The sequence below is a fragment of the Chryseobacterium sp. TQ-BC-N36 genome (genome assembly GCF_058382295.1).
Window position 1 is genome coordinate 4,552,357 of sequence record NZ_CM178175.1, and the last position, 17,380, is coordinate 4,569,736.

Below are 17,380 nucleotides of genomic sequence, written 5' to 3' on the forward strand. Positions count from 1 at the left end.
ATCCAGTTCAAAACGGATTCTGTCCTGGTCAATAATTTGTTTTAATTCTTCTTCTTTTGGGAGGTACAGCAGGTATTTGCTGGTAAATAAATTGTTTTTATCATTTTGAGTGGGAAAAATCTGTAATGGGACCCGCTCAATTGTTGAGACAATGTGTCAACAATTGGAAATGCTGTGTAAAATTTCCGCATATTAGATAAGTTTGTATAATCAAACCCCTTCCCGAACTCCAAAGTGAGTTTTTCAGAAAGCTTTTTCAGCGTATATTTTCCATATTCTGCCCGTTCTTTTCCTTGTTGTTCATCTTCAACAATAAGTTTTCCAATCTGCCAGTAAGTGAGCAGTAGCGTAGAATTCGCTATCCGAAACACTTTTTCGCGCGACTGTCTAATGATTTCCTTTACGGATTGGAATAAAGAATCTTCGGAAATTTCCATCATACGAAAATAAAAAAAACCTCTGACTTGGCAGAGGCTTTATCATATTTTGTTGATACAATTAGTTTACACCGTGCATCATTTTCTTTAAGATCGGTGAAATTAAACCTAAAATCACAGAAGCAATACCACAAAGTACTACGAATACCATAAAGAATTCAAATAGATTATGGATTTCAAATCCTACAAAAGTAGGGTTGTGTAACGGAAGCTGAGCTTTATCGAAAGCCGCTACCTGATCAGCAGTCAGCGTTACTTTTTTATCTAAAACATCCTGTAGATTAACTCCTAATTCTTCCGCTTTCTTGAACTTGTCACCAGTGGCAGGGATAAGCGCTCCTAGAGAACCCGCTAATGCATAACCAGCAGCGTTAGAAATAAAGAAAACACCATACAGTAATGAAGCAAATCTTTTTGGAGCAAGTTTACCAACCAATGATAAACCAATCGGAGAAAGACAAAGCTCACCACATGTCTGGATGAAATAAAGTAACATTAACCATTTGATTGCCAATAAACCTGAGTTTCCTAGGTCTTTTACATTATGGGCAATAATAAAATAGGAAAGGGCGATCAATGCTAATCCCATCGCTTGTTTGAATGGAGATACAGGCTCTTTTCCTTTAGCTCTTAATTTATCCCAGATTAAACTGAAAGGAACTGCCAAAATAACAACGAAGATTCCGTTAAAGATCTGAACCATTGAAGGCGGCATATTCCATCCTAAAATGTTTCTGTCGGTTTGGTTATCTGCAATAAACGTTAATGAAGATCCTGCCTGTTCGAATGCAGCCCAGAAGAAAATAATAAAGAATGATACAATATAGATTACCCATATTCTCTGTCTTTCCACCTTATTTTCAGCAGAAGACATAATTAAGAAGGCAAGAGAAATACCGGCTGAATAAATGAATGGATAAATGATTCCTTTGATCAGCTGTCCCATTTCTACGGAATTGAACCCAAACTCACCCACAAGAAGATATCTGAAAAGGAAAAATAAAACAACAAATATTCCTCCTGTGATCCCTAAAGCCTGACCTGAGAACTTAGCTGTTTGGGTTTCTCCTTCTTCGAAATCAGCACTTGTATTGTTTTTTGGTAATCCTCCGATAGGTCTTCCCTCCGGAGTTACTACATATTTGTTTTTAAGGATAAAGAATGTTACCGTTCCGATTACCATCGCGATAGAAGCGGCCAAGAATCCCCATTTGAAAGCGAAGATATCTCTTACTCCTGTTGCTGCATCTTTTACATCTCCTACATATGGACAGATGAACTGACCAAGGAAAGCCCCGATGTTGATTCCCATATAGAAAATGGTAAAAGCAGAATCCAGTTTAGATTTTTCCTGTTTTGGATAAAGGCTTCCCACCATTGAGGAAATATTCGGTTTGAAGAATCCGTTACCAAAAATGATCACGAATAATGCAAGCCACATGATAAGTTTGGCACTGCCAATATCCGCTGAGAAAGTAGAGGCACTGATGAATAATAAGAACTGACCAATAGCCATTAACGATCCACCAATGATAATAGCGTATCTGTTTCCGATATATTTATCAGCAATAAATCCTCCCAAAAGAGGTGTTAAATAACATAAAGCCAGGAATCCACCATAGATGATCGCTGCATCAGCTTCTTTTATTAATAAGGAATTTACCATGAAGAGCGTCAAAAGTGCTCTCATCCCATAAAAGTTGAAACGCTCCCACATTTCTGTTCCGAAAAGAACCCATAATCCTTTAGGATGTCTGGAATTCTTATTCTCTACAAATTCATCCGGTTTCGGACTCAATGCTTCAATATTATCCATTTCTATTGTTAATTTTTGTTAAGACTGACAAATATAGTTTATTTTGGGTTTTTGGCAAGGTTTTAATTTTATTTTTAAATAAAAAAGCTGCGGAACTACTCCGCAGCTTGCTAATCGTTATAATATCAAATGATTAATGCCCTTTTTCCTTCATAATCTTATTCAGTCTTTTTAACATGGAAAGACCTAAAAGTGTCGCAAATATTAACAATGCGAAGTTAACAAGGAAATAATTGGTCTTGTTTTCATAATTGTACCATGTACTGGCCAGAATTCCTGAAAGCTTGTTTCCAACAGAGTTAGCCAGGAAGAAACCTCCCATCATCAAAGCGGTAATTCTTGCAGGAGAAAGCTTGGATACGAAGGAAAGTCCCATTGGAGAAAGGCAGAGCTCACCTACAGTAATAACTCCGTAGCTGGCAACCAGCCACAAAGGAGAAACCTTTACAGCACCGTTGTCTCCGGCCATTACTGCCAAAACCATCACCAGACAGGAAAGTCCGGAAATAAACAGCCCTAAAACAATTTTGGTAGGCGTTAAAGGTTCTTTTCCCTTTCTTCTCAGCAATGCCCAGAATCCTACAACAACTGGCGTCAAAGCAATGACCCAGAACGGATTGATGGACTGGAACAATTCCGTATTATATAAATAAACTTTATTTTCAGGATTTTTCTCAAGAGCAGAACGCTGTTCAGGAGATATGTTTTTAAAATAAACATCTTTTCCCATTTCCTTTTTAGTCTCTCCGTTATCATCTTTCTGGGAACGGAACTGATTATCATAAACAGGAGTTTCTTTGTCTTCATAACTCTTCCCATCTACCATATAAATACCTTCCAATGGCTTTTCAAGGGAAGCAGGAACACTTCTGTCCGTATAATAATTGGCCCATCTTGTTAACGCTGTACCGTTTTGTTTGAAAACCGCCCAGAAGAACATACTGATCAGAAATACGGAAAGTAATGCGCCGATAGAGGCTTTCTCATCAGGTTTAGCTTTAAAGTAAAGGGAAGCATAGAAATAAATAACAGGAATACATGCAAAAATAAAGGCATCCGTACTGTCACTTCCAAAAATATTGTCAGGAATAAACCAGCCTATTGCTCCGGCAATGATCGCAGGAACAAATACTTTGATCAGAATTTCTGAAAGCTTGGTGTCACCTTCCTGTACAGGCTTCATCTGTGCTGCGTGGATATAATGCTTTCTTCCTACTGTAAATATAACCATCCCGATAAGCATTCCTACTCCGGCAGTGATAAAAGCTTCACCCCAACCGAATTTATTACGCATGAAAGCCGCAATAATGTTACAGATAAATGCCCCGATATTGATTCCCATATAGAAAATATTATACCCGGAATCTTTGTTGGCTTTATAAGGTTCTTCAGAATAAAGATTTCCTAATAACGTTGAAATAGTAGGCTTAAAGAAACCATTTCCGATAATAATTAAAGCGAGAGAGGTATAAAACAAAGGTAAATCCTTAAAAACACCCATTCCTATATATCCTGCAGCCATTAAAAAGCCACCGAGATAAATAGATTTAATATACCCTAAAACCCTGTCTGCCAGGAATCCTCCGATAAATGGAGTCAGATAAGTTAAGGCAATATAAGTTCCGAAAATGTCATCAGCAGTTTTATCCGGAAGTCCAAGTCCGCCTTTCATACCCGTAGGCTCAATAACATACAGAACAAAGATTCCAAGAATCAGGTAGTACCCGAAACGCTCCCACATTTCTGTAAAAAAGAGATAGGGCAGCCCTTTAGGATGTTTAGTCTTCATATAATCAATTTTCAAATTTCCCAAAAATAGGTTTTTAATTTTAATTGATAAAATAAATAATACCGTCGCAAATGATTAATGAAATAAATAAAAGAATCCCCTCTGCAGTGAGGGGATTCTTTTATTTAGATTTTTTAGGAGCCATTGGAGGAGGTGGAGAAGTCATGATTTCTACCACATCTGTTCCTCTTTTTTCAGCTTTTACAATACCATTTACAAAATTTTCCATTTCATTTTTATTGGCTTCAAACTGATTGGCATAGGTATGAGTGGATACGCTACAGTAACCGCCGCTGGTAAGGTAGAGGTTGGCGATATATTCAAAGTCCAGCCCCTTGACATTGGCACTGTATTCAACATGAAGCACTTTAATTCCGTTAACAGTTCTGTATTCAGACTTTTTTAATTTAAAATAATCTGAATTTCTCTGGATAATGGGAATCAGAATATCCTTCAAATTCTTTAGGGTCTGAACCGGCATGATTTCACTGCCAAATAATGCATATACCGTAGAGTTTGAAAGATTGTTAAATGCATATTCAAGAAAGGTGCTGCTTTCAGGAGCTTTTACGATTTTCCATTTTTTAGGATTATAATAAAATCCTCCATCAACGTTTTTACTTTTTACAATGAAGGTAGACTCTTTTGTTTTTTCAAATAATTCATCATTGGTCGTAATCGTTTCGAGAGTTTTTTCGTCACTTTCGTTTACAAATTTCCATGTTTTATTCTCTAAAAGAACTACTTCTTTTCCATCCTCTGTTAATGCTTTTATCTGAGACCTAACAGAAAAGGATAATAAAATACATGCTGATAAAATAATTTTTTTCATTGCGGATATTATAAATTATTCAAAATGAAATCCGTCATTTTCTGATAGAGCTGTGGTCTTGTCTGTCCACCATAAATTCCGTGGTTTTTATCAGGATAAGCCATGAAATCAAACTGTTTTTTATTTTGAATCAAAGCTTCAGAAAACTCCATAGAATTCTGGAAGTGAACATTGTCATCAGCCGTTCCGTGGATTAATAAGAACTTTCCTTTCAAAAGGTTAGAATATTCTGTAGGAGAGTTTTTATCATATCCATCAGGGTTTTCCTGAGGAGTTCTCATGAATCTTTCTGTGTACACAGAATCATAATATCTCCAGTTGGTTACCGGTGCAACAGCAATTCCCATCTTGAAAACATCTGCCCCTTTTGTCATGGCCAGGCTGGTCATATACCCACCAAAGCTCCATCCGAACATTCCTATTCTGCTTTTATCAATATAAGATTGGTTTCCAAACCACTTTGCTGCAGTGATCTGATCTTCAATCTCGTATTTTCCTAAGTTCATATAGGTTACTTTCTTGTATTTTGCTCCTTTGTAACCGGTTCCACGCCCGTCCACACAAGCGACAATATATCCTTTTTGCACAAGATGGTTGAACCACATAGCATTTCCGTTATCCCATGAGTTTGCTACCTGCTGAGATCCCGGTCCGGAGTATTGGAACATAAATAACGGATATTTTTTATTCGGGTCAAAATTTTTAGGCTTCATGATCCAGGCATTCATCTGATCGCCAACAGCATTCGGAATGGTGATGAATTCTTTTTCAACAAAATTATCTGCTTTTAACTTCTGTAGCTGATCATTGTTGTTCTGAAGTTCTTTCACCGCTTTTCCGTTACCATCTTTTAAAACATAAGTATATGGTCTTGCAGCGGTAGAAGAAGTTTCAATGAAATAGTTGTAGTTCTTGCTGAAATTGGCAGAATTGTTTCCTTCCGCATTGGAAATCAGCTGAGCTTTTCCGTTTTCGATATTTACTTTGGAAACAACCTTATTGATACTTCCTTTTTCAGTGGTCTGAACGTAGATTTCTTTAGATTTTGGATTAAATCCATAATAATCGGTTACTTCCCAATTCCCTTTGGTAACCTGTTTTTTCAGCTTGCCGTCTTTATCATACCAGTAAAGGTGTCGGTTTCCGTCTCTTTCAGAAGCCCAAAGGAAAGAATCATCTTCAAGGAATTCCAGCGTAGGACTGTCCGTGTCAATCCATTTGTCATCTGTTTCAGTAAATAATTTCTGAACAGCACCAGTTTTGGTGTTTACTTTTAAGATATCTGAAGCATTCTGGATTCTCTCGGAAGTAATTAAAACAATTTCATCAGGCTTTGCTGTCTGGAATACATTCGGGATGTAATAGTTTTTAAAAGAACCTAGGTTTAACTGCATTGTTTTTCCGCTGTCAAGGCGGTATAACTGTGCTGAAACTACAGAGTTTTTCTCTCCGGCCTTCGGATATTTATAGCGCATTTCAGCCGGATAAAGGGTTTTTCCATAAATTGGAATATAAATTTCCGGAACCTGGCTTTCATCAGACTTTACAAATACGATCGCATCAGAATTCTTTGTCCATTCATATTGTCTTGCATGTCCGAATTCCTCTTCATATACCCAATCTGCCAAACCATTCAGGATTGAATTCTTTTTACCGTCAGTAGTAATCTGTGTGATTTTTCCAGAAGTAAGATCCTGATAGAAAAGATTATTTTCAGAAATAAAGGCCACTTTTGTAGCATCAGGTGAAAATGTGGGTTCCTGAACCGGTTTTCCTTCATTCAGACTGATTATTTTTCCGGACTTTAAATCTTTAACATCGAATTTTCCCAGAAAAGAATGTCTGTAAATAGGCTGACTCCCCACCTGTAAAAGGATTTTAGATTCATCATCAGAAAAGATATAGCTTTCAAACTTTCCGTCTACAAGATTTCCTTCCTTTTGTGAAGTTTTGTAAGAATATTTTGCAATTCCTGATGGTTCGATAACAAGATAGTTTTCTCCGTTTTTCATGGAAGTAATCCCCGCAATGCCTTTTCCGCGGTAATATCCAGAATATATTTTATCTAAAGTGATTTCCTGTGCAGACAGATTTTGAAATACAGCCGCTACAGTAAGAGTTAAAAGTAGTTTTTTCATTTCTAATTAGTAATGGATTTCAAAGATAATGATTTTATTAAAATGTGTAAAAAAGCTTTTCAAATACGCTTTTTGGCAAAAAAATTGAATATCATTATCTATAATCAAATCAAATAATAATTATGGAAACGAATGCATACAACCAGAAACTCAACCGTTATGTATTAAACGACCGGATTGTTTACACAGGTTTTTCCAGTTTTAAGGACGCTGAAGAATGTGCTCATAAAAAAGGAGGAACATTGGTGGAAGTCGTATTCAGAGACGGAAATGATAATCCCGAAATTACTGATGAAGCGGGTTTGATAGAAAAAAAACTTCATTACTATGTGTATGCAGGCGATGAATATAAATTTATCCATTCTTCAGATCCGGGGTTCAGAAAATATGCGGATGAACTGCAGAAAATCAAAGCCAAACAACAGCAGTCTCCGCCGGATGAAAGATATTTTGCCAATTTTGAAATTGAAAATGCGGAAGACCCGATCATTGTGATTAAAAATGACCATTTTGAATCGGTAACATCGAGAGAGCGTTCAAAATATTTGAAACATGCCTGCGTTTATGAATTAGGGGTATCCCTGCCAAAATCTTAAAAAAAAATATCATGAGCAAGACTAAATATTCAGAAAAAGCTCAGGACAAAGTAGGAAAAGTGATGCACGAATTCAAGGAAGGAAAACTGAAGTCTTCTTCCGGAAAGAAAGTGACAAGCAGAAAACAAGCCGTAGCTATCGGTATTTCTGAAGCGAGAGAAAAAGGCCTTAAAGTGCCTGCCAAGAAAAAAAGTAAATAAACTTAATAAAAATGCCCGGAAAACTTCCAGGCATTTTTGTTGAAGAGCAAAAATGGCAAGTGTGCCTATTCGCTTTTTATTATTTCGATTCGTTATAAAGCACTCTGTAATATTCATCCGCCATCCTGTCACTGTTAAAGTGATCCTTAACATCATTCATAGCATTGTATTGGATTTTTCTCCACTCATCGGGACGATCGTAGTAAGTAGGAAGTATTTCGTTTTCAAGGATTTCATATAATTGGTTTAAATCATAATTATCCTGTTCATAGATACTCATGTTCAGGTAATCTGCTTTAGGGACTACAAAAGAGTTTTCCTTATGTTTGGCAAATTCCGGGATCCAGCCGTCATCTGTGGATAAGTTCACAGATCCGTTCATTGCGGCCGTCATCCCTGAGGTTCCGGATGCTTCCCTTGGAACCCGTGGGTTGTTAAGCCACACATCAGATCCTTGTTTTAAAGATTTACTTAAAGAAAGCTCATATCCTGTAAGGACAGCCATGTTTTTATGATTTTTGCTTTCTTCAACTAATGTATTGAAAGTAGAAATGGCAGAGTAATCCATTGGGTAAGGTTTTCCTGCCCAGATAATCTGTACCGGATATTTAGGATGGTTCAGCAGTCTGTAAAATCTTTCTTTATCATGTAAAAGAAGTTCTGCACGCTTATACCCTGCAAATCTTCTGGCCCATACAATGGTAAAAATATTAGGGTTAAATAAATTTCCTGTTTGATCTGCAACAATGCTGAACAGTTTTTTCTTTAAATATTTTTTGCGGAAGTCGAAAACAGTGGCATCATTTTCATCCTTTGCGTTATATAAAGGTTTGTCTGCCCAATATTTAAATTCCTGAGCATTGGTGATAGAAGTTATTTCGCAGATGCCGGGATATTTACTCCACAGGGCTCTTGAAACTACACCATGAAGCTGAGAAACCCCATTGGCCATTCTTGCCATTCTTAATGCACAAAGAGAATGGTTGAAGCGGTCATCATCAGAGCCCTCAATTTTTTTTACTTCTTCCATGCTGTAGCCTGAAAAATAGGACATGTCATAGCATAATCTGAAGCTGTGCTTTTCATTACCTGCTTCTTCAGGAGTATGGGTTGTGAAAACGAGTTTTTCTTTCACTTTATTAAGGTCCCCGTTGTATTTTTTCAGAAGATAAAAGGCGGCCGGAAGTCCATGAGCTTCATTAAGGTGGTAAACCTCTCTTTCAATATTCATTTCATCCAGTAACTTGGCACCACCTTTTCCTAATAAAATATATTGGGCAAGCTTTGTAGATTCATTGGCATCGTACAGCTTATGGCAGATCGTTTTGGAAACATGATCATTTTCCGGAACATCTGTAGAAAGGAAAAACATGGGTGCTGTATTGAAAATTTCAGGATCAAGGTACCATACTTTTACCCAGACCGGAGCACTGTGGATCTCGATTTGGAATTTGATTCCGGTGTCTTCAAGGAAGCTGTACATTTTCCTTGTCCATACGGGCTGTAAAGTCTGATCGTGATTTCTGGCCTGGTCATAATAGCCGAATTTCCATAAAATTCCGATTCCGATAAGATCTTGTTTCAGGTTATAAGCACTTCTCATGTGAGATCCTGCAAGAAAGCCAAGTCCGCCCGAATATATTTTCAGTACTTGCTCAAGAGCAAATTCCATCGAGAAATAGACTGTTTTTTTGGAATATTGAGGATTGATATTGTAAGGTATTCTGAAATTCCTGAAATCCATAAATGTGGGTTTGTGTTTAAAAAAACAAAGGTATTAATTATGAAAATAAACTTTACATTAATTAATAGATAAATTATTTTTAAAACAAAGCATTGAATTGTTTTTTTACTTATCTTTAAGTGTGTAAATTTTTGATTATCAAAAACTTTTAATGATGAAAGCCAATGGCTGCATGTGTTTCTTTAATTAAATAAAAAAATCACACATGAAAAAGACGTTTTCTGATGAAGATCTGATCAAGAATCTGAGTTTATATTACCTGAACAGGCATTTGAAAAAAAAGCCCATAGAGAAGTATCACCGTACCATAGACGAATCTCCGCTTCATGACCGTGAAAAGTACAGAAAAAAATCTGAGATTCTTCTTCTCAACTCTTTTATGCATCATTTCCCCGAAGTCAAATTTGAAAACCTTACCTGCGAGAGTCCGGACTTTATCGCAAAACTTAACGACAAAAAAATTGGAATAGAACTGACTGAAGTAATCAATCATCTGGAAATGAAGAAAGTGGAAAGTACTTTGAATAAGATGTTCCGTCAGGCAGAAATATTATTAGAACAGGAAGACACTACGAAATATCGTGGTGTTTATTTTTTAGAATTCCACCCAGAAACTAAATTTGATAATCTGGAAGTGCAGCAGGAAAATATCATCAATATTTACAAAAGCATTAAAAGAAATAAACCCGTTGGCTGTGTAAAAAGTGTAAGAAAGTCTTTCCACCGGAGAAATGTTTTTATTACCCATGAATACAGTATGAATCTGTTTGATGAATTGTGCTCTGAAAAGATTCTGGAACTTATTGAAAAGAAGAATGAAAAATTTCCTTATTACGATACATCTGTAGACGAGTGCTGGCTGGTTATTGTTTCTGATATGAATTCTATTGCCTCAAGGTATACTTTTATTCAGGATAAAGAGCATCTGAAAGAAGTGAAAAGTCCTTTTCATAAAATATTTCACCTTGAAAATCTGTGTGGAAATATCACAAGCATAAAGTAGTGTTTTTCGTTTGGTTATTTTGTGTTTTAATTTTGAATAATATGAATAATTCTAAATTATTTGATGTTTTAATTTAAAATAGTTTAAAATTATTTAGTTTTTATTGTTTGTAATTAAATTATGGGTATATTTGATGTGCATTGAGTATCAATGTGATGTATAGCTAGTGTAACCATAAAAACATGTAATCTATGAGAAAACTTCTACTATTTGTATTTTTAAGCCTCTCTCATACTTTCTATGCTCAGGCGGATTGTGCCACTGCACTTTCAGTTTGTGGAAACTCAAATATCACTTATAGTCCAACGGGATATGGTAATATAAAAGAATTGGTCAACTCGGGAAGTTGTATAGACTTTACCGGGGAACATAATTCAATTTGGTATAAAATTACTATTGCTACAGGAGGAACCCTCACTTTCGATCTGGTACCGAATAATCCGGATGCCGATTATGACTGGGCTATTTTTGGTCCTAATGTGACCTGCGGTACTTTGGGTTCACCCATACGTTGTAACGCGGCGACGGTTATAGGGCCTGGTCCTGCTACAGGATTGAATATGACAAGTACTCTTTTAAGTGCTGCAGGAGGTTCTCTGACTCCTTATTGCAAATATCTTGATGTTTTGCCAGGGCAGACCTATTATTTATTTATTGATAACTGGGTGAGCAGTACCAGTTCTACCACAGCTCCGTTTTCTTTGACATGGGGCGGAACTGCAACGCTGGCTTCACCATTTACAGATCCCAATATTCAGACTCAGCCATTTAATCCTCCCGGAATTCCGGCAGCCAATCCTGCTGATCCAAGAGAAGTTGTAATTTGCTCTGCTACTGCTTTATTTGATTTTTCTACACTATCTTCCGGAATTCTCAACGGAAATCAAAACTTTGGAGTAAGTTATCATCTGAGTCAGAATGAGGCCTTAACAGGGAATAATCCTATCACAGCTCCTATCACAGTCAATACAACAACAGTTTACTATTACAGTATCAATTATACTGATCCCACCAATGCCGCCAATCCGCTTAATAAATGTAAGCAGGTCGGAACATTTAAATTTAAAAATGGCTCTATTACGGCTAAGAATGCAATATTGACCGAGTGTAACAATAATAATGCAGGTACCGCTTTATTTGATTTAACAACAGCGGATGTCATTTCAAACCCAAATGTTATTAAAAAATATTATCACACGATGGCTGATCTCAATGCCGGGACCAATGAAATAACCAACCCAATGGCATTTGTGTCTGCAGAGGGAATCATCTATGTGAAAGTAATCTCGGAATTCGGCTGTACCGCAGTGGCACAGATTACCCTGAAATTCTACCCGGTTGTAGTAGTCAATGAAGCGACCCTGAGGTCATGCTTTATAGAATCCAATCCGTCAACAGCCTCTTTCAATCTTGTTAATGCTTCGGTAACAGGGCAGACTAATCCTACAAAAAAATATTATCCATCATTGACAGATGCTGTCAGTCAGACAAATGAGATTCTGAATGCCAATAACTATATTGCACCTAATGGATTTGTATATGTAAGAGTTTCTGATGCCCAGGGATGTTATAATATAGCAAAGATCACTTTAGCGGTTATTCCACCGGTATATTCTGATAAGCTTAAAGATGTGACTATCTGTGCGGAAGACCAGACAATACTGGATGCTGGACCTGGATTTAAGAGTTATGAGTGGAGTACTGGAGCGACTACACAGACCATCAAAGCAGGGATAGGAGTATATTGGGTAAAGCTTAAAACAGGAGAATGTATCACGACACAGACTGTAAAAGTGTTCCCTTCAGAGCAGCCGGTGGTTTCCGGTATTGATATTTCGAATAATACAATCACGGTATCTGTAATTGGAGGAACACCTGCCTACAAGTATTCAATAGATAATATCATCTGGCAGGATTCCAATGTTTTCAATAACCTTTCAAGAGGAGACCATAAAGTATATGTAAAAGATGCTTATGACTGTGATCCTATAGAAATCGGAATCGTTGTGCCTAATCTGATCAATGTAATTACCCCTAATGCAGACGGAATAAATGATGTGATCGATTATTCCGCACTGGCCAACAAACAAAACCTGATCATGAATATTTTTGACCGGTACGGAAATAAGATCTTCCAGGCAGACAGGTCAAATGGTTATAAATGGGATGGTACCCAGGGCGGAAGAAGAGTCCCTACAGGAACCTACTGGTATTCTATCACATGGAATGAAAATGATAAAAAGAATACAGCAATTAAATACACAGGCTGGGTTCTGGTGAAAAACAGGGAATAATAAATAAAACATATAGATAAAACCACTTCAAACGAAGTGGTTTTTATTTTAAATTAGATATCAAAATAGAAAGAATGAAAGACCTGTTTGTAAAACGCTTTGAATACTATAAATCGCTTGGTGATAAAACCTTTGATCAGCTTACGGAGGAGCAGCTGTTCTGGCAGTATAATGATGAAAGTAATTCTATTGCCATAATAGTAAAGCATATTGCTGGAAATATGCTTTCAAGATGGACCAATTTCCTTACAGAAGATGGAGAAAAATCTTCTCGTAACCGTGATGACGAATTTGTCAACTCTTTTACAACTAAAGAGGAAGTCCTTGAGTATTGGGAAAAAGGCTGGATCTGTTTTTTTAATGCTCTTGACAAAATAAATGATGAGAATCTTTATTCAACAATATATATCAGGGGAGAAGCCCATTCTGTGATAGATGCGGTTATGCGTCAATTGGCTCATTATCCTTATCACATCGGGCAGATCGTGTATATTGCTAAAATGATAAAAAATGAAGACTGGAATACACTTTCTATAGCCAGAAACCGTTCTCAGGAGTTTAATACAGAAATGAAAACCAGATTTTCAAACCCGGATCAGGAAATCAATTCATCACCTGTCTGTTTTCAAAACAGTCCCGAAGTGAGGGGCGAATATAAACAATAGATTGAATCAATCTTGCATTCTTATTAAAATTACTATCTTTGCACCCATAAAATTCAGGAGTAACAAATGTCTACTTTTCACAGAACTGCCGCGTTTCATACACTGGGCTGCAAATTAAACTTTGCAGAAACATCTACTATTGCCCGTCAATTAACAGATGCAGGTTATGAGAAGGTAAGTTTTGATGAAAAAGCGAATGTGTATGTTATCAATACATGTTCTGTGACAGAAAATGCTGACCGTGAATGTAAACTTCACGTAAAAAGAGCAATGAAAGCCAATCCGGAAGGACTGGTAGTAATTGTTGGATGCTATGCACAGCTGAAACCCGAAGAAATTTCACAGATTGAAGGTGTTGATCTTGTTTTGGGAGCAAAAGAAAAATTCAATATTCTGAGTTATCTTGACGATTTGGAGAAATCTGAAAATGAAGGAGTAGTTCATTCATGTGAAATTGAAGAAACCGATTTTTTTATCGGAAGTTATTCTATTGGAGACAGAACCAGAGCTTTCCTGAAAGTACAGGATGGCTGCGACTATAAATGTACCTACTGTACCATTCCATTGGCTAGAGGAATTTCACGTTCTGATACCATAGAAAATGTACTCAGAAATGCCACGGAGATCGCTGCAAAAGACATCAAAGAAATTGTTCTTACCGGTGTAAATATCGGTGATTACGGTAAAGGAGAGTTTGGAAATAAAAGACACGAGCATACTTTTCTTGATCTTATTTCAGAGCTGGATAAAGTAGATGGAATAGAAAGAATTCGCATATCTTCTATTGAACCCAACCTTTTAAAAGATGAAAGTATTGAACTGGTTTCTAAAAGCAGAAGCTTCGTTCCTCATTTTCACATTCCTTTACAGTCCGGAAGTGATGAGCTCCTGAAAAAAATGAAGCGTCGTTACCTGACTAAACTTTATAATGACAGAGTGAACAAGATCCGCGAGGTAATGCCTGATGCGGCTATCGGTGTCGATGTTATTGTAGGATTCCCGGGAGAAACAGAGGAAAGATTTATGGAAACGTATAATTTCCTTAATGAGCTTCCTATTACTTACCTTCACGTATTTACCTATTCTGAAAGAGAAAATACTGAAGCTGCTGCAATGGATGGAGTAGTTCCTATAGCAGAAAGGAAAAAGCGTAATAAAATGTTGAGAATTCTTTCTGAGAAGAAGAAAATGGCATTTTACCAGACGCAACTTGGAAAGACACTTCCTGTTCTTTGGGAGCACGAAAATAAAGATGGGAAAATGTTTGGCTTCACAGAAAATTATGTGAGAGTTCAGAAAGACTTTGATCCTGCATCCGTAAATCAAATTGAATTTCTGAATTTAGAAAAAATCCTGTCAGATGGCACGGTTTCTGTGCAATCTTCTTACCAAAATTTTTTAGCAAAAGCATAGGCTCTTTGCAAAAATTCTACTAAATTTATTTTTAAACTTTAAATACTACATTCATGAGAGATAAGTTTTTATCTTGGGGAATCGTATTGGTAGTTGCTACATGGATTATAGCAATACTGATCAGAGCGCATTATTGGATACCAACGCTGTTATCCGCAATTTATGCATTGGGTGTTTACAATGCGTACCAATCGAAACATGCTATTTTGCGAAACTTTCCTGTATTAGGATATTTCCGGTATTTTTTCGAGAGTATTTCACCTGAAATGCAACAATACTTCATTGAAAGGGAGACAGACGGGAAACCGTTTCCAAGAAACCAGCGTTCTGCAGTATACAGACGTGCAAAAAATTTAAGTGATACAGTAGCTTTCGGAACACAGCTGGAAGTGAACCACAGGAAATATGAAGGAATCAAGCACTCTATTTACGCAAAGTCACCATCAGAAGAACTTCCGAGAGTGTGGGTAGGAGGTGAGCAGTGTACACAGCCTTACCATGCTTCTTTATTCAATATCTCTGCTATGAGTTTCGGAGCGTTGAGTGACAGAGCACAGATTTCTCTGAACAGAGGAGCAAAAAAAGGAAACTTTTATCATAACACCGGAGAAGGAGGAATTTCACCTTACCATATGGAAGGAGGAGATCTGTGCTGGCAGATTGGAACAGGATATTTTGGATGCCGTGACGACGAGGGAAAATTCAATCCTGAATTATTTACCAAATATGCTACCCTTCCGAATGTAAAAATGATTGAAATCAAATTGTCACAGGGAGCAAAACCGGGGCATGGGGGTGTCCTTCCAGGGGTGAAAAATACTCCGGAAATTGCAGCGATCCGCCACGTAACACCGGGAATGACCGTTATTTCGCCACCATCACATACAGCTTTCTCCGATGCTGCCGGGCTGTTGAGGTTTGTACAGCAATTGAGGGATCTTTCCGGAGGAAAGCCGGTTGGCTTTAAACTTTGTATCGGAGATACTAGAGAATTTGAAGATATCTGTGTACAAATGAATGTCCTGAAGATTTATCCGGACTTTATCACCATAGACGGAGCGGAAGGAGGAACAGGTGCCGCGCCACCGGAATTCTCGGATGGAGTAGGGATGCCATTAGAACCCGCTTTGATTTTTGTAAACAGAACGCTTAATAATTATAATGTAAGAAGCAAATTAAGAGTAATTGCCAGCGGCAAGGTGCTTACGAGTCTTGATATCCTGAGAGCAGTGGCCATGGGAGCTGATATGTGTAACAATGCAAGAGGGTTTATGTTCTCTTTAGGATGTATTCAGGCATTGAGATGTAATTCAAACAACTGTCCTACAGGAGTAGCAACGCAGGATAAGATGCTTATTAAAGGACTTGATGTGACAGATAAAGCAGAAAGAGTATATCACTTCCATAAAAACACACTGCATACTTGTAATGAGCTGATTGCAGCAGCAGGAAGAAATTCTTATGAAGAGGTAGATGCCACTATGTTCATGAGAGGAGATGAGTTTGATCACCTTGCAGATCTATATTTCCCGGATATCTTAGGGAATGTAAAGCAGAAAGCAAGATCGTAATTCTGTAGAATACTGATATAAATAAACCCCGCAATCATTGTTGCGGGGTTATTATTTTATTTAAACTTAATATTATTTATGGTCTGTCTGCTCTTCCGTATACCTGGAAGTTGAAAACAAAAGTCTTATTTCTAAGTGAAACAGAACTGTAGCCTGTATAATATGGATCTCTTGCAAAAGCAGCTCTTGAAGGAACAATAATTACTCCCTGTAGATTATAAGGTGATCCGCTGGAATAATCTTTAAATGCTGTAAACTTCTGCATAGCTTCATTAAATCCTTCAATTGTATAATAACTTGGTTGTTTTGCAGCGTCAGTTGTTGCGTTTGCTATCAATGGATCCTTCTTGCCTTCCACATTAGAAATATAATAAAATTTAGGATCAATTATAGGAATACCACTTCCGTTGATTGTGTTTACAAAGGATGTCGAAGAAGTAAATGAAGACTGTCCGTCTGTATTAATTGCAAGATAAGTGGTAGCTTTCATCATTAAGGTAAGGATGTCATTATTTTTAATGACCTGATCAGCACCTGGATTTACAGGCTGAGCTCCGTTTCTGATGATATAGATGGTTCCTGAAGGAAGCGTTACAGGATTCAGTTCAGATAGTTTTTTCTCATTATCATCTGTAGTATCCGTAGAACTGAATGCTTTTATATTACCTTGTGCGTCAAGATAGTTTTCATCCATGAATTTCTTAATGGCCTGATCATCATAGCTGTTTTGTGTTGCAATGTCTTCCGGCTCTACATAGGTGTCAATCGAATCATCTTTTTTACATGCAGAAAAACACAAAGATCCTGCAAGGATATATAAAAATATTTTTTTCATTTCAAAAAACTTTAATTACTTTACAAATAATATAACGGCAAAAGTAT

Annotated in this window: 14 protein-coding genes; 7 read left to right on the top strand and 7 right to left on the bottom strand. The window is 37.1% G+C overall.

Going from position 1 to position 17,380, the window contains the following annotated elements; translation table 11 throughout:
• Positions 1-41: 41 nt before the first annotated feature.
• The 5 genes from AC3FI7_RS20610 to AC3FI7_RS20630 form a co-directional block, all read right to left on the bottom strand.
• Positions 42-437: a DUF1016 N-terminal domain-containing protein gene (locus AC3FI7_RS20610; protein ID WP_142724292.1), complete on the bottom strand. Its 396-nt coding sequence runs from the start codon at positions 435-437 to the stop codon at positions 42-44.
• 61 nt (positions 438-498) lie between these two features.
• Entirely contained in the window at positions 499-2,253 is a 1,755-nt protein-coding gene (locus AC3FI7_RS20615) for a peptide MFS transporter (RefSeq protein ID WP_142724129.1), read from the bottom strand.
• A 133-nt stretch (positions 2,254-2,386) separates the two neighbouring features.
• Positions 2,387-4,042, bottom strand: coding sequence for a peptide MFS transporter (locus AC3FI7_RS20620; protein WP_491460798.1), 1,656 nt, complete (start codon positions 4,040-4,042; stop codon positions 2,387-2,389).
• A 121-nt stretch (positions 4,043-4,163) separates the two neighbouring features.
• Complete coding sequence (locus AC3FI7_RS20625; protein WP_491460799.1) at positions 4,164-4,874, bottom strand: hypothetical protein; 711 nt, start codon at positions 4,872-4,874, stop codon at positions 4,164-4,166.
• 8 nt (positions 4,875-4,882) lie between these two features.
• The gene (locus AC3FI7_RS20630; RefSeq protein WP_491460800.1) at positions 4,883-7,012 is read right to left on the bottom strand and encodes a S9 family peptidase; all 2,130 of its coding nucleotides are present in this window, start codon (positions 7,010-7,012) and stop codon (positions 4,883-4,885) included.
• Between the two features lie 122 nt (positions 7,013-7,134).
• Here AC3FI7_RS20630 and AC3FI7_RS20635 point away from each other — a divergent pair, with 122 nt between their 5' ends.
• On the top strand, positions 7,135-7,608 hold the full coding sequence (locus AC3FI7_RS20635) for a hypothetical protein (RefSeq protein ID WP_142724125.1): 474 nt from the start codon (positions 7,135-7,137) through the stop codon (positions 7,606-7,608).
• Between the two features lie 11 nt (positions 7,609-7,619).
• Positions 7,620-7,808 carry a DUF6496 domain-containing protein gene (locus AC3FI7_RS20640; RefSeq protein WP_065400615.1) on the top strand — a complete coding sequence of 63 codons (189 nt, stop codon included), beginning with the start codon at positions 7,620-7,622 and terminating at the stop codon, positions 7,806-7,808.
• A 79-nt stretch (positions 7,809-7,887) separates the two neighbouring features.
• On the opposite strand, the gene glgP is transcribed toward AC3FI7_RS20640, so the two are convergent.
• On the bottom strand, positions 7,888-9,552 hold the full coding sequence (gene glgP, locus AC3FI7_RS20645) for an alpha-glucan family phosphorylase (RefSeq protein WP_142724124.1): 1,665 nt from the start codon (positions 9,550-9,552) through the stop codon (positions 7,888-7,890).
• Positions 9,553-9,757: 205 nt separating this feature from the next.
• Here glgP and AC3FI7_RS20650 point away from each other — a divergent pair, with 205 nt between their 5' ends.
• The 5 genes from AC3FI7_RS20650 (at position 9,758) to AC3FI7_RS20670 (ending at position 16,498) form a co-directional block, all read left to right on the top strand.
• Positions 9,758-10,555, top strand: a complete 798-nt coding sequence (locus AC3FI7_RS20650; protein WP_491460801.1) for a hypothetical protein — start codon at positions 9,758-9,760, stop codon at positions 10,553-10,555.
• A gap of 191 nt (positions 10,556-10,746) precedes the next feature.
• Complete coding sequence (locus AC3FI7_RS20655; RefSeq protein WP_491460802.1) at positions 10,747-12,849, top strand: FIDD domain-containing protein; 2,103 nt, start codon at positions 10,747-10,749, stop codon at positions 12,847-12,849.
• A 74-nt stretch (positions 12,850-12,923) separates the two neighbouring features.
• A complete protein-coding gene (locus AC3FI7_RS20660; RefSeq protein WP_291904206.1) occupies positions 12,924-13,514 on the top strand; it encodes a DUF1572 domain-containing protein in 591 nt (196 codons plus the stop codon).
• A 66-nt stretch (positions 13,515-13,580) separates the two neighbouring features.
• Complete coding sequence (mtaB, locus tag AC3FI7_RS20665) at positions 13,581-14,927, top strand: tRNA (N(6)-L-threonylcarbamoyladenosine(37)-C(2))-methylthiotransferase MtaB (protein ID WP_142724120.1); 1,347 nt, start codon at positions 13,581-13,583, stop codon at positions 14,925-14,927.
• 53 nt (positions 14,928-14,980) lie between these two features.
• Entirely contained in the window at positions 14,981-16,498 is a 1,518-nt protein-coding gene (locus AC3FI7_RS20670) for an FMN-binding glutamate synthase family protein (RefSeq protein ID WP_142724119.1), read from the top strand.
• A 76-nt stretch (positions 16,499-16,574) separates the two neighbouring features.
• Here the strand turns inward: AC3FI7_RS20670 and AC3FI7_RS20675 are convergent, their stop codons facing one another.
• A complete protein-coding gene (locus AC3FI7_RS20675; protein WP_491460803.1) occupies positions 16,575-17,333 on the bottom strand; it encodes a hypothetical protein in 759 nt (252 codons plus the stop codon).
• Between the last annotated feature and the right edge of the window lie 47 nt (positions 17,334-17,380).